The organism is Arthrobacter sp. ok362 (assembly GCF_900102785.1).
Classification (GTDB): Bacteria; Actinomycetota; Actinomycetes; order Actinomycetales; family Micrococcaceae; genus Arthrobacter.
In genome coordinates this window covers 36,434-48,779 of sequence record NZ_FNGC01000013.1, presented here as the reverse complement: position 1 = coordinate 48,779, position 12,346 = coordinate 36,434, and the positions used below count along the sequence as shown (strand labels likewise).

Annotated in this window: 11 protein-coding genes and 1 tRNA gene; 5 read left to right on the top strand and 7 right to left on the bottom strand. The window is 66.4% G+C overall.

The features are described from left to right. Nucleotides 1-682: 682 nt before the first annotated feature. Nucleotides 683-1,540 (bottom strand): inositol monophosphatase family protein, encoded by an 858-nt coding sequence (locus BLQ10_RS16785; protein WP_091564014.1) that lies wholly within the window; start codon nucleotides 1,538-1,540, stop codon nucleotides 683-685. A gap of 115 nt (nucleotides 1,541-1,655) precedes the next feature. On the opposite strand from BLQ10_RS16785, the gene BLQ10_RS16780 reads away from it, so the two are divergent. Beyond that, nucleotides 1,656-2,306 (top strand): hypothetical protein, encoded by a 651-nt coding sequence (locus tag BLQ10_RS16780; protein WP_091564013.1) that lies wholly within the window; start codon nucleotides 1,656-1,658, stop codon nucleotides 2,304-2,306. Between the two features lie 282 nt (nucleotides 2,307-2,588). Here the strand turns inward: BLQ10_RS16780 and BLQ10_RS16775 are convergent, their stop codons facing one another. After that, on the bottom strand, nucleotides 2,589-3,623 hold the full coding sequence (locus tag BLQ10_RS16775) for a hypothetical protein (protein WP_091564011.1): 1,035 nt from the start codon (nucleotides 3,621-3,623) through the stop codon (nucleotides 2,589-2,591). 209 nt (nucleotides 3,624-3,832) lie between these two features. Here BLQ10_RS16775 and BLQ10_RS22455 point away from each other — a divergent pair, with 209 nt between their 5' ends. Next, nucleotides 3,833-3,982: a hypothetical protein gene (locus tag BLQ10_RS22455; protein WP_175558663.1), complete on the top strand. Its 150-nt coding sequence runs from the start codon at nucleotides 3,833-3,835 to the stop codon at nucleotides 3,980-3,982. Between the two features lie 106 nt (nucleotides 3,983-4,088). On the opposite strand, the gene BLQ10_RS16770 is transcribed toward BLQ10_RS22455, so the two are convergent. The 3 genes from BLQ10_RS16770 to BLQ10_RS16755 all read right to left on the bottom strand — a co-directional run bounded on the left by BLQ10_RS16770 (nucleotide 4,089) and on the right by BLQ10_RS16755 (nucleotide 7,565). Beyond that, complete coding sequence (locus tag BLQ10_RS16770) at nucleotides 4,089-5,621, bottom strand: putative bifunctional diguanylate cyclase/phosphodiesterase (protein ID WP_091564010.1); 1,533 nt, start codon at nucleotides 5,619-5,621, stop codon at nucleotides 4,089-4,091. Further along, complete coding sequence (locus tag BLQ10_RS16765; protein ID WP_091564008.1) at nucleotides 5,611-6,156, bottom strand: DUF7793 family protein; 546 nt, start codon at nucleotides 6,154-6,156, stop codon at nucleotides 5,611-5,613. The genes BLQ10_RS16770 and BLQ10_RS16765 overlap by 11 nt, the downstream gene beginning before the upstream one ends. Nucleotides 6,157-6,767: 611 nt before the next feature. Then, nucleotides 6,768-7,565, bottom strand: coding sequence for a DUF998 domain-containing protein (locus BLQ10_RS16755; RefSeq protein ID WP_091564006.1), 798 nt, complete (start codon nucleotides 7,563-7,565; stop codon nucleotides 6,768-6,770). A gap of 86 nt (nucleotides 7,566-7,651) precedes the next feature. Between BLQ10_RS16755 and BLQ10_RS16750 the strand changes: the two genes are divergently transcribed. The 3 genes from BLQ10_RS16750 to BLQ10_RS16740 all read left to right on the top strand — a co-directional run bounded on the left by BLQ10_RS16750 (nucleotide 7,652) and on the right by BLQ10_RS16740 (nucleotide 8,678). After that, nucleotides 7,652-7,724, top strand: a tRNA-Arg gene (locus BLQ10_RS16750). A 1-nt stretch (nucleotide 7,725) separates the two neighbouring features. Then, complete coding sequence (locus BLQ10_RS16745) at nucleotides 7,726-8,271, top strand: DUF6314 family protein (RefSeq protein ID WP_091564004.1); 546 nt, start codon at nucleotides 7,726-7,728, stop codon at nucleotides 8,269-8,271. Continuing rightward, the gene (locus BLQ10_RS16740) at nucleotides 8,268-8,678 is read left to right on the top strand and encodes an NUDIX hydrolase (protein ID WP_091564003.1); all 411 of its coding nucleotides are present in this window, start codon (nucleotides 8,268-8,270) and stop codon (nucleotides 8,676-8,678) included. Before BLQ10_RS16745 ends, BLQ10_RS16740 begins: the two co-directional genes overlap by 4 nt. Before the next feature lie 64 nt (nucleotides 8,679-8,742). Here the strand turns inward: BLQ10_RS16740 and BLQ10_RS16735 are convergent, their stop codons facing one another. Beyond that, on the bottom strand, nucleotides 8,743-10,653 hold the full coding sequence (locus BLQ10_RS16735; RefSeq protein WP_091564001.1) for an ABC transporter ATP-binding protein: 1,911 nt from the start codon (nucleotides 10,651-10,653) through the stop codon (nucleotides 8,743-8,745). Further along, the gene (locus BLQ10_RS16730; RefSeq protein WP_091564000.1) at nucleotides 10,650-12,317 is read right to left on the bottom strand and encodes an ABC-F family ATP-binding cassette domain-containing protein; all 1,668 of its coding nucleotides are present in this window, start codon (nucleotides 12,315-12,317) and stop codon (nucleotides 10,650-10,652) included. Before BLQ10_RS16730 ends, BLQ10_RS16735 begins: the two co-directional genes overlap by 4 nt. Between the last annotated feature and the right edge of the window lie 29 nt (nucleotides 12,318-12,346).

Below are 12,346 nucleotides of genomic sequence, written 5' to 3'. Positions count from 1 at the left end.
ATGCCCTCCCCTGCCCGCGCCCAGTGGACATGATCCCCTTATGCCCAGCCATGGCAGCGAAGAATGAGCATGTCCCACGGACCCGTTGGCGTGACGAATGAGCATGTCCCACGGAGCCAGCAACCACTGGACATAATCCTTTAATGCCCGGTCCTCAGCGCGAAGAAAACGAGCATGCCCACGGACCGGGCACTGTGGAATGAGCATGTCCCCCGGAGCCAGCAACCACTCGGCATAATCCCCCTATGCCCAATCCTCACCGCGAAGAATGAGCATGTCCCCCGGAGCCAGCAACCACTCGGCATAATCCCCCTATGCCCAATCCTCACCGCGAAGAATGAGCATGTCCCCCGGAGCCAGCAACCACTCGGCATAATCCCCCTATGCCCAATCCTCACCGCGAAGAATGAGCATGTCCCAGGGACCAGGCACTGTGGAATAAGCATGTCCCCCGCGCCCGGCACGGTGGAAAGAGCATGTCCCGCGAAGCCTCAAACCACTCGGCATATCCCCCTATGCCCGGCCCTGAGTTCGAAGAATCAGCATGTCCCATGGACCAGGCACTGTGGCATGAGCATGTCCCCCGGAGCCAGCAACCACTGGACACAATCCCCCTATGCCCAGTCCTCACCGCGAAGAATGAGCATGTCCTCCAGCGAGGTCCCATTCGCTCGCGGGAAGCCTAGCCCACCGCGCCTGAGGTGAGCGCGGCCCGCAGCTGCCGCACCGCCGTCGTGCCTCCCGCGATGAACCAGTTGAGTCCGTTGACGCGCACGACGTCGGTCGCGCCGCCGGCCGCCTCGACGATGGCCTTCCCGGGTAGCCAGTCCCACTCAGGGCAACTGTGCTGGAACCAGCAGCCGAGCTCCCCGTCCGCCACCCGGCCGAGGTCGCAGGAGCCGGACCCGAACATGCGAAGGGCGGCTGCGGACGTCGCTGCTGCGTGCCAGGGCATGGCACACATTGGATCGGCAAGCCACGTCGGGTGGATGTACGTTGCCGCGCCGAGTTCAGACACCGGTGTGTCAGAGCGCCCCGTGCCTCCGGCCGCGGCGGGGAGGAATGTGACCATTTTTTCGCCGTTGAGCGTTGCCGCCCGGGACGTCCCGCCCAGCCAGAGTTTGTCCTCCTCCGGCTGGAAGATGGCGCCGAGCCCTGCACCGGAGGAATCCTTCAGAGCAATGGCCGAGCACCAGTACGTGGATCCATGCAGGAAGTTGAAAGTCCCGTCGACGGGATCAATGACCCAGGTCCGGCCGCTGCTGCCCGCCACGGAGGCGCCCTCTTCGCCCAGAACGGAGTCATCGGGCCGGCAGCGTCGAAGCTGTTCCAGCACATAGGACTCGGCGGCGTGGTCGGCGGCCGTGACCACGTCCGAGACCGAGGTCTTCTGCCTGCCCTCAAGCCCCGCCTGCCGCATCAACAGCGCGAGTGTGCCGGCCTCACGGACCAGGGCCTCGGCCAGTTGGTAGTCGTCCAGCGACGGGTCGAGATCTGCGGTGCTGTGCCGGCCAAGCCGGTGTTTTCCTAGTTCGGTCACGCATTCCAGACTATCGGCGCCAGTTGGCAGTGAACAGCCGGCGCGAACGGCCGTGCCGGACGCGCGTGAGGGAGGTTGTGCAGGGCGGCCGTGCCGGACGGGCGATAATAGAGCCATGGCCAAGACACCCGCGCAGCGGATCAAAAAGCACGGCGCTAACGCGGCGGTCCCCCAGCACCATCTTCCCCCGGTGATCAATCCGAGCACCAGCCGGACACCGCAGAAGGCACAGAGCAACAGCAATCTAATTGTGATCGCCGGGGTCGTGGCCAGCCTGTTCCTGTTCTGGTATCTGCACCTCCTCACCCTCAACCAGCTCACGCAATTGTCGGGCGGCCAGGCAATGCCGGATTCGTTGGTGGGCGGTTTCGGTCAGGGGTACGTGGAGCAGTTGCGCGCGGCTATGGACGCCGACGCCCTGGGCCAGCTGAGCTACGTCCACAAGACGGCCGGCATGCTCTTCCCGCTGATCTTTGGCTTCACCTGGCTGCTGCTGATCGGAACCAACGTGGCACGCAAATCCCTGCGCTGGGCGCTGTGGGCGCTGCCGCTGCTCTTTGCGGCGGTCAGGCTGTGGGGCAACATGGCGATCGATGCCATGATGTCCGCCGGCACCCTCGACGGCGGTCAGGTCGCACTGGCGTCAATACTCACCGTGGCTGGCTGGGCACTTCTGGCGCTGAGCCTCGTGGCTGGCGCCGTGGCCGTGCTCCTCGGACGCAAGGCCGCCGCTGCTTCACCTGCCACGGGGCATGTCCAGCCTTAGATCCCGCGGCGGGACGTGTCCCTCGCACGCGGTTTCTGACACGAGACCTGTCCAGCCCTAATCCCTGCGGCTGGACATGTCCCTGACACACGGTCTTGCCCCCGGAACATGTCCAATCCTGGCCTCGAATAACGGACCCATGGGGCCTATGCCCATTCCACGATCCCTGCACAGAACATGTCCCCCGGTGACGAGTGGCCACGGAGGGACATGCCCAGCCCGGGACAGATCGCCGGGCAGAGTCCCGTTATGTCCAGGCCTTGGGGGTAGCGGAGGGCATGCTCACTCCGGCTGGGCACCGGTCGCGAAGTACTCGCGCGCCTGCTCCGCACGCTGGTACGCCCCGGCGGCTTCGAAATGTTCGGAAGCGCGCAACAGATATTCCTGCGCCGCCTCGTGGTTTCCGTTGGTTATGTACGCCCTGCCGAGGAGCAGGCAGGCCTCACCTGTCCGCTGGGGTGAGAGCCCCTCTTCCAGCCCGCAGATATCCTTCAAGACGCTGATGGCCGATTCGACGTCGCCGGCCAGGTAGGTCCAGTGAGCCCGATTCAATTTCAGTAGGTGGAAGTCATTCGGGCTTCCACCGATGACGTCTGTGGCCAGTTCTGCGCGCTCGATGCAACGCAGCGTGTCCGCGTCGGCGATGTCTGCAGCCAGTCGCATGGCGGCAGACGCCTTGTTGAACTTTGCCCAGACGTCCAGGTTGCGGGCTGGCGAGAATGTCGCGGCGGCAAGTTCGTGGTAGCGCAAACCCTCGTCCACCATGTTGCACAAGAACGCAACGTTTCCTATGACCCAGTACGCCTTGCCGGCCAATTGTTCGTCTACTTCGTCAGAAATGATGCTGGCGAGGACCTGACTCTCAGCCCAGGCTTCCTCGAGTAGGCCGGAGTCGGCCAGCGCAGCAATCAAGGCATGCCGAGCCTTCACGTTAATTTCGAGATCCGCGTCGTCCGCAGTGAGGTCCGCGGCCGTGCGTGCCGATTCAGCGGCCTCTTCCAGAAGCCCCGCCCGGTGCTTGGCCTGCGACAAAAGAATGTGCGCTTTCGCCCGGAGCTGCGGGGAAAGGGATGCCGAAGTACCCCCGACCAAAACAGCAGCAAGGCTGGCGGACTCGTCGTACTCTCCGGCGTCCAATAGGTTCTCCACTTGGAAAAACCTCATGTCCCATTCCGCAGGGCGATCCTCGTCGGCCAGAGCAATCACGGCGGCTTCCCCTGCACTGCGGGCCGCCGCACGGAAGTCGTGCTCTTCCCGATACTGCCGGGCCTGAAGCTCCGCAATGAAGTATGCGGGTGGAAGAGATTTTTGTTGCATACCTCAATTATCCGTTGCCGCAGCGGTGGAAATGGCCAAACGCGCAAGTACGCCAAAAGCAAGATTGCCGCAGGAGCCGCGCAGGCGCGCGTGCATAACACAAGATTTGTGGTCGCCCGACTCATTGTTACTCCATGGCGTATCGATTGTCCCTATACTGAACTCGCATCACACGAGTCCCATTAGCCTCATACGTATCAGGAGTCCTCATGAAGAAAACCCTCGCAACTCTCCTTGTCGCCGGTGCTCTTGCCGGAGCGGGCCTTTCCGCTTCTGCTGCCATCTCGGCAGCCGGTGACAACTCGGGTCAGGGCTCGGTATCGGCTATGGAGTGGTGGCCGAACTCCACAAAGAAGTAACGGAGACGGTATTTAGCAGTGGCGGGTATCGGAACCTGGTTTCGATACCCGCCACCTTTGCTTAAGAATCGAGTCCGGTCAGCCCCCACCTCGGCGCCAATCGACGCTAGACCCCCGAAGCGTCGCGGTTGATTAACGCAATAACCTCGGCCGCCGGTGCCGGCCGGCCGAAATAGTAGCCCTGGCCGCTGCCGCAGCCCATCTCGCGGAGCACTTCGGCTTGCTCCGCCGTCTCGATGCCCTCGGCCAACGCTTTGAGACCGCAGGCGTGGATGAGGTGCAGCACCGCAGCCACGAAGTCCCGCTGTTCCTCGTCGGTGCCGAGGCCGCTGATCAGGCTCCGGTCGATCTTGACCACGTTCACGGGCAGCTTGCGCAGGTAGCTGATGGAGGAATATCCGGTTCCGAAGTCATCGATCTCGAGCTGCACGCCGAGGCGCCGCAGGCCGTTGAGCGAATACTGGTCGACGTCCCCGCCGTTGACGGCCATGGACTCCGTCAGTTCCACGATCAGGTTTGATGCATCCACACCGGTTTCGCTGAGGATGTCGCGCACGTGTTCGATCAGGTCGAGATTTTGAAGTTCGGTGGTGGAAATGTTGACGCGGACGTTGAACGTGCTGTCCACCTGCAGTTCCTGCTGCCATTTGCGCAATTGACGCACTGCATTGCGCAGTACCCAGTGGCCCAGGTCCACGATCATGCCGGTTTCCTCGGCCAGGGGAATGAACTGGTCCGGCATGAGAAGACCACGCTCCGGGTGGTTCCACCGGACCAGCGCCTCGACGCCCTCGATCCGGCCCGAGGCGAGGTCCACCACCGGCTGGTAGTGCAGGGTCAGCTGGTCCTGCGTGATGGCTTCACGCATTTCCGTAATCATGACGCTCTGCAGCCGGCGGGCGTACAGCAGAGCGGGTTCGAACACTTTGATGCTGCTGTGCGGCTGCGCCTTGGCCGCGTACATGGCCGTGTCGGCCTCCATGACCAGGTCATCCACGGACTGGCCGGGTTCCGCGATTCGCAGCCCGATGCTCGTTCCGCACGTGATTTTCAGGTCCCCGACGTCAAGGCTCTCGCTGAGCGCCGTGAGGATCCTGTTCGCCACCCTGCGTGCCCGGACCAGGTTGGACTTCGGCAGCATGACGGCGAATTCGTCGCCGCCAAGGCGGGCCACGGTATCCGTGTCGCGGACGGCGTCCTGGAGCCGGCGTGCGATGACCCGCAGGACGTCGTCGCCGGCGCTGTGGCCCAGTGTGTCGTTAATGCCCTTGAAGGAATCGAGATCGAGAATCAGGAGCGCCGGCGGCGTCTCGCCGCGCGAGGACTCCGCCAGGGCATGGCTCAGGACCGAGTTCAGTGCCGTCCGGTTGGCGAGTTGGGTCAGGGGGTCGGTGAGCGCCATGCGTTCGAGTTCCACCTGCGCCGCGCGCAGCATGGCCGTGCGGCTTTCGACCCGCTCCTCAAGCTCCTGGTAGATGGTCTGCAGGTCATCGGCCATCAGGTTGATGCCGGCAATGACGGCGGCGACGTCGTCGCGGGCTCCGGAATGCGGGATCCTGGTGCTCAGATCGCCTCCGGCGATCCGCACAATGCCCTCCACGAGGGCGTGCAGCCTGGGGTCCGGCGCCTCATTCCTCACGGATGTACTGCCTTAGCCATTCGACGGCCGCGGATTCTGAGGTGAAGAACTGCGCGGGGATTGTCTCGCTTCTGGAGCGCAGGAGGTAGTGGGCAATGACCCGATCCACCGGGCTCTCGCCCACCAGGGCGAACGCTGTCGCCGCGATGGAACCGCTGAAGACCTGCCGCGCCTCAATGCTGACACCGACGACGCCGGAGATCACCAGGAGCACCGGCATCCGCCGTCCCGCAGCGAGTGAACGGACCGTGTCACCGGCGATGCGCGCCTCCGGACCGTCGATCTCCTGGTTGGCGGCCAGCAGGACCTCGATGATTCCCCCGTCGATCATCCGCACGCCGATGGCACGGCCGGCAATGCCATCCGCGAAGGCCCCGTCGATCGGCCGGGCTGGTGCGACCGCCGCCCCCAGAACGGCGCCGGTTGCTTTGTCCGACAGGTGACCTTCCGCAAGGCGCCCGCCCGGCAGCCTCTTGTCCGACAGCTGCTCATCCGGCAGCCGCTCGTCCGGCCCGGCGAGGGCGTCGAGCGTCATCGGACCGCAATCCGACGGCGGCGGTCCGTGGAACCCCGGAGGTCACAGTTCCGCAGCCGGTCGCCGTGATGGAGAAGAGTTTCCCGGTCGACTTCCTCGGCTGTCCTGGCAATCACGGGGCTCTCCTTCACTGTCTTGGGCCGGGGACTGACATACAGCCAGTTAACCATCCCGCGGACAACATTCACCGCGGAGTCGCGGACTCCGCGGTGGCTGTAATGGTCGCGGAAACGGTGAAGGCCTCCTTGCCGGGCCAAAATAAACATTAGGGACGCAACCGTCAGAAATGTTACGACGACCAGATAAGAAACCGTCTCAAGCTGAAACCTGAAACCTGCATTCGGATTGTCCGCGAACTCTTGGCGGCGCCGGACCGCAACCTTTTGTTCGGTAGTCACGCTTTCCGCGTCCAAGCGCGGCAAGACAAGCTGATCTGGCATTCGTCCCCATAAGACTGCAAAGTCGGCATACTGGCGCGCGCCGACGGCAAATCCCGCACGCCCGCACCGGAATGTTCCGGTGAGTGCCCTCATGATAATGCAAGGTCAGGCGGTTGCCGGTCATCAGACACCCCGAAATTGCTTCAGCGGGCCTGCCTCAGGCCGCCCATCTCAGCGGGTCTGGGCCCGGGCGAGCTTGCGCACTGTGCGTTCGCGCTGGACCCGCTGGGCGATGACGAGGCCGGCCGCGGCGATGCCAAGCGTTATGGGGTAGCCCATGAGCCGCTCCAGGGTGCCTGGTTCCGGCACGTGCATGGCCGTCAGGCCGCCCGCGATGAGCGCCGCCAGGGACACGGCACCGCAGGCCAGGATGAACCACCCGAGCGGCGTCTGCCGCAGCCAAAGCCAGCCGATGACCAGGAGCGCCAGGGCACCGGCGGCGAAATACATCAGGGCGCCGACCACGTGCCAGGCCGACCCCGAGTCTTCGGGTACCAGCCCCACGATGATCGTTCCTGCCCCGGCGGTGCCGGTCAGCAGCCGGGCGGCGACCGCTGCCACCACCCCCGCGCCCCAGCGCGCCCGGCCAGTCACACGGCCCGGCGCCCGGCCGTGCCTGAGGGGCCCGCCGGGCCGCGCGGCACAGCACAGAAGCGCCGAGCCGAGCAGGAGCGCACCGATCACCATGCCGAGGCCTTGGACGACAAAGGACGCGTTCATCAGCAGATGCGCCGGCGAGCAGACGTCCCGCCCGTCGAAATCCCCGCACGCCAAGGCGCCGAGATCGCTGATGTAGCCCGTGCGGCGGCTGTATGGTTCCGTTCCCGCCCAGGCGCCGATCACAGCCGCCTCCGCCACGAAATACTGCAGCACGCTCAGCTTCGCGAGGGCCCCGACATAAAACCGGGTCGCGGCCACATCAGGGTAATAGAGGGCGCCGGCGGAAAGTTCGGTGGTTCCTGCAGTCATGCCAAGAGCGTAGTACGCGCGCTCACCTTGTATGCTTATATCCGTGTCCGACCGGACCGGCCCCTGGCCGCCCACCGCGGATACCCGCCCTCGTAGCTCAGTGGATAGAGCACGGCTCTCCTAAAGCCGGTGTCGTTGGTTCGATTCCAATCGAGGGCACTTGAACATTCCTGCCCCGGACGAAACCCCGGACACGGGTCCGGACTTTGACCTCCGCGCCTACCTGCGCGGCGCGTGGTCCGTCGACCGCACACTGCTGGACCGCAGCACCGGGACCAGCGGAACGTTTACCGGCGTCGTACACTTCACTGCCCACGACGACGGCGGCCTGTTGTGGCGTGAAGAAGGCACCGTGCGCTGGGCATCCCTGGGCGGGACGCCGTTCACCGGGCCGGCGAGCCGGGAATATCTGTTGCAGCCGGCGGACACGCCCGACGTCCTGGACGTGTACTTCCCGGACGGCCGCCCTTTCCATCGCATGGGCTTTGCCGGGCCGGCCAACCAGGACGTGCACTGGTGCGACCCTGACACATACCGCGTGACGTACAGGTTCCTGGGGGCGGACGAATGCGGCTACCGCTGGGACGTCACCGGGCCCGCCAAGGACCAGCTGCTGGAGTCCGTCCTGCACCGGCTGGAAGCAGGACCAGGCCCGGCACCGGACGCATCGTCCGGTGCATCGCCGGACGCAAGGCGCGCGGAGTGAACCCGCGCATTGTCGTCTCCGCCGTCTGCGTCTTCGATCGCTCCGGACGCCTCCTGACCGTCCGCAAACGGGGCACGGACAAGTTCATGCATCCCGGCGGCAAACCCGAGCCCGGCGAAACGGCGGCCCAGGCAGCGGCGCGTGAGCTCCAGGAAGAAGTCGGGATCGTGCTGGCCCCGGACCGGCTGGGTCTGCTGGGCTGCTGGCTGGCGGACGCCGCCAACGAGGCGGCCACCCAGATCGAGGCCACCGTCTTCACGGCTCCGGGGGTGTGGAACGCCCGGCCGTCGGCGGAAATCGCGGAGATCCGCTGGCTGGACCTGGCCGCCGAGCTGCCCGGCGACCTCGCCCCGCTGTTGACGGACCATGTGCTGCCGGCGCTGTCCGCCAAACCGTCAGCGGGCTAGGACCGGTACCGCACCGGCCCCCAAACACCGGCCCCTCAGCACCGGCCCCTCAGGCACCCGGCTATTAGCCGGGCACAGCCTCCTGGGCGACCGCGCTGGCCTCGGAGAACTGCGTCCGGTACAGCTCGGCATAGCGGCCCTCGGCGGCGAGGAGCTCCTTGTGGGTACCGCGCTCCACAATCGAGCCGTCCTCCACCACGAGGATCGCGTCTGCCGCGCGGATCGTCGAGAGCCGGTGGGCGATCACGACGGCGGTGCGGCCTTCCAGCGCGGCGCCCAGCGCCTCCTGGACTGCGGCCTCGTTTGTGGAGTCCAGCGCGGCGGTGGCCTCGTCAAGGATGACCACCCGTGGCTGCGCAATGAGCAGCCGGGCAATCGTCAGGCGCTGCCGTTCGCCGCCGGAGAGCCGGTAGCCGCGCTCCCCCACCACGGTGTCCAGACCATCGGGCAGGGACCGGATCATGTCCTCGAGCCGGGCGCGCCGCAGCACGTCCCACATCTGCTCTTCGGTGGCCTCCGGGCGGGCCAGGCGCAGGTTGGAGGCGATGCTCTCATGGAACAGGTGACCGTCCTGCGTCACCATGCCGAGGGTCCCGCGCATCGAGTCGAACGTGAGGTCGCGGACGTCCACGTCCGTGCCGGGCGTGGTGCCGCCGAAGCGGATGGCGCCCGAGTCGACGTCGTACAGGCGCGACAGGAGCTGCGCGATGGTGGACTTGCCCGCCCCCGAGGAGCCGACGAGGGCAACCGTCTGCCCGGGCTCCACCCGGAAGCTGATGCCGTGCAGCACTTCTTCGCCGCCGCGGGTGTCCAGGGTCAGCACGTCCTCCAGGGAGGCCAGCGAGACCTTGTCCGCCGAGGGGTAGGCGAAGCGGACGTTGTCGAACTCCACCGAGAGCGGACCTGGCGGGGAGGCTACGGCGTCGGGCTTCTGCTGGATGAGCGGCTTGAGGTCCAGGATTTCGAAGACACGCTCGAAGCTGACCAGGGCGCTCATGACCTCCACACGGGCGTTCGAAAGCGCCGTGAGCGGCGCGTACAGGCGGGTGAGCAGCAGTGCGAGCACCACGACGTCGCCCGGGGCCAGCTGCCCGGCGAGCGCCAGCCAGCCGCCCAGGCCGTAGACCAAGGCCAGTGCCAGCGCCGAGACGAGGGTCAGCGCCGTGACGAAGGTGAACTGCAGCATCGCGGTGCGGACGCCGATGTCCCGGACCCGGCCGGCCCGGAGGGCGAACTCACGGGATTCCTCGTCGGGCCGGCCGAAGAGCTTGACCAGCGTGGCGCCCGGCGCGGAGAAGCGCTCGGTCATTTGGGTGCCCATGGCGGCGTTGTGTTCGGCCGCTTCGCGCCGCAGGTCGGCGAGCTTGGAGCCCATCCGGCGGGCCGGGATGAGGAAGATCGGCAGCAGGATCATGGCGAGCACCGTCACGAGCCAGGACTTGTTCAGCATGACCGCGAGGGTCAGCGCGAGGGCCACCACGTTGCTGACCACGCCGGAGAGCGTGCCGGCGAAGGCCGACTGCGCGCCGATGACGTCGTTGTTCAGCCGGCTCACGAGGGCACCGGTGCGGGTCCTGGTGAAGAAGGCGATCGGCATCTTCTGGACGTGGTCGAAGACCTTGGTGCGCAGATCCACGATTACGCCTTCACCGATGGTGGAGGACAGCCAGCGTGTCACGAGTCCCAGCCCGGCCTCGGCAACCGCCACGATGGCGATCAGGACGGCGAGCCAGATCACCTTGGAGGCATCTGCGTGGGCGATGATCTCGTCGACCACCTGCCCGGCGAGGACCGGGGTGGCGACGGCCAGGACGGCCATCACAATGGACAGCAGCACGAAGGCGATCAGCCGGCCGCGGTGCGGGCGGGCAAAACTGAAGACGCGCTTCAGCGTCTCCTTCGAGAACGGCTTGGACCCGCTGGAGGCGCGGGTGATGTTGTAGAGGGAGCTCCAGGCGACCCGGTCCATGCTCATTTGGTGTTGCCTTTCGGGGCATCGGCGTGCAATTCGGTGACAACGCCGCTCTCGACGTTCCAGCGCACGTCAAGGCGGACGTTTTCCAGCAGCCGGCGGTCGTGGGAGACCAGCAGCAGCGCGCCTTCATAGCTGTCGAGGGCTTCCTCGAGCTGTTCAATGGCGGGCAGGTCGAGGTGGTTGGTGGGTTCGTCGAGCACCAGCAGGTTGACGCCGCGGGCCTGCAGCAGCGCCAGGGCGGCCCGGGTCCGTTCGCCCGGGGAGAGCGAGTCGACGGACCGGTTGGTGTGATCGGCCTTGAGGCCGAACTTGGCCAGCAGGGTGCGCACCTCCGCCGGGGTCTGATCGGTCAGTACGGCTTCGACGGCGTCTGCGAGCAACAGCCTACCGGCCAGCAGGCCGCGCGCCTGGTCGATCTCCCCGACGGCCACGGACGCACCCATGGAGGCATCACCGGAATCGGGCTGCTGGACGCCGAGCAGGAGCCGGAGCAGGGTGGATTTGCCGGCGCCGTTGGGACCCGTGATCCCGATCCGCTCCCCGGCATTCAGCTGCAGGTTCACCGGGCCCAGGGTGAAGTCGCCCTGCTGTGCGACGGCGTCGCGCAGGGTGGCCACGACGGCGCTGGAGCGGGGGGCCGCCCCGATGCTGAACTGCAGCTGCCATTCCTTGCGCGGCTCCTCGACTTCTTCGAGCCGGGCGATGCGGGACTCCATCTGGCGGACCTTCTGGCCCTGCTTCTCGGAGGACTCGGTGCTGGCGGCGCGCCGGATCTTGTCATTGTCCGGGTTTTTCTTCATGGCGTTCCGGACGCCCTGGGAGCTCCATTCGCGCTGTGTGCGCGCCCGGGAAACGAGGTCGGCCTTGGTGTTGGCGTACTCCTCGAAGCGTTCCCGGGCGTGCCGGCGGGCGACGGCGCGTTCCTCCAGGTAGGCCTCGTAGCCGCCGTCGTACACCGCCACGGAGTTCTGGGCAAGGTCCAGTTCCACGATGGTGGTGACGCAGCGCGCCAGGAACTCGCGGTCATGCGAGACCAGGACGGCGCCGCCGCGCAGGCCCTGCACGAAGGCCTCGAGCTTGGCCAGTCCGTTCAGGTCCAGGTCATTGGTGGGTTCGTCCAGGAGCACGATGTCGAACCGGCTCAGCAGCAGGGCGGCGAGCGCCACGCGGGCCGCCTGGCCGCCGGAGAGCCCGGTCATTCCGGCGTCCGGCCCCACCTCGAGGCCAAGGTCCGCCAGGACGGGCGGGATGCGGTCCTCCAGGTCGGCGGCGCCGGAGGCCATCCAGCGGTCGAAGGCCAGGGAGTAGGCGTCATCGGAGCCGGGAGCGCCGGAGCCCAGCGCCTCTGCGGTGGACTCCATCTCCAGGGTCGCCTGCGCGCAGCCCGTGCGCCGGGCGATATAGCCGCCGACCGTTTCGCCGGCAATCCGTTCGTGTTCCTGCGGCAGCCAGCCCACGAAGGCGTCGGCGGGGGCCAGGCTCACCGCGCCTTCCTGCGGAGCGTCGACGCCGGCCAGCAGGCGCAGCAGGGTGGATTTGCCGGCACCGTTGGCGCCGACGACGCCGACGACGTCGCCGGGCGCTACCGTCAGGGACAGCTTTGAGAAGAGTGTGCGGTGATCGTGACCACCGGAAAGGTCCTTGGCAACAAGGGTTGCAGTCATTAGTTCATTCTCTCACTGCGGCCCACACG

What these genes read in the sequence shown, in the direction of transcription:
- BLQ10_RS16775 (WP_091564011.1), bottom strand. Translation starts at nt 3,623, where the DNA reads ATGCAACAAAAATCTCTTCCACCCGCATACTTCATTGCGGAGCTTCAG.
- BLQ10_RS16780 (WP_091564013.1), top strand. Translation starts at nt 1,656, where the DNA reads ATGGCCAAGACACCCGCGCAGCGGATCAAAAAGCACGGCGCTAACGCG.
- BLQ10_RS16755 (WP_091564006.1), bottom strand. Translation starts at nt 7,565, where the DNA reads ATGACTGCAGGAACCACCGAACTTTCCGCCGGCGCCCTCTATTACCCT.
- BLQ10_RS16765 (WP_091564008.1), bottom strand. Translation starts at nt 6,156, where the DNA reads ATGACGCTCGACGCCCTCGCCGGGCCGGACGAGCGGCTGCCGGATGAG.
- BLQ10_RS22455 (WP_175558663.1), top strand. Translation starts at nt 3,833, where the DNA reads ATGAAGAAAACCCTCGCAACTCTCCTTGTCGCCGGTGCTCTTGCCGGA.
- BLQ10_RS16735 (WP_091564001.1), bottom strand. Translation starts at nt 10,653, where the DNA reads ATGAGCATGGACCGGGTCGCCTGGAGCTCCCTCTACAACATCACCCGC.
- BLQ10_RS16730 (WP_091564000.1), bottom strand. Translation starts at nt 12,317, where the DNA reads ATGACTGCAACCCTTGTTGCCAAGGACCTTTCCGGTGGTCACGATCAC.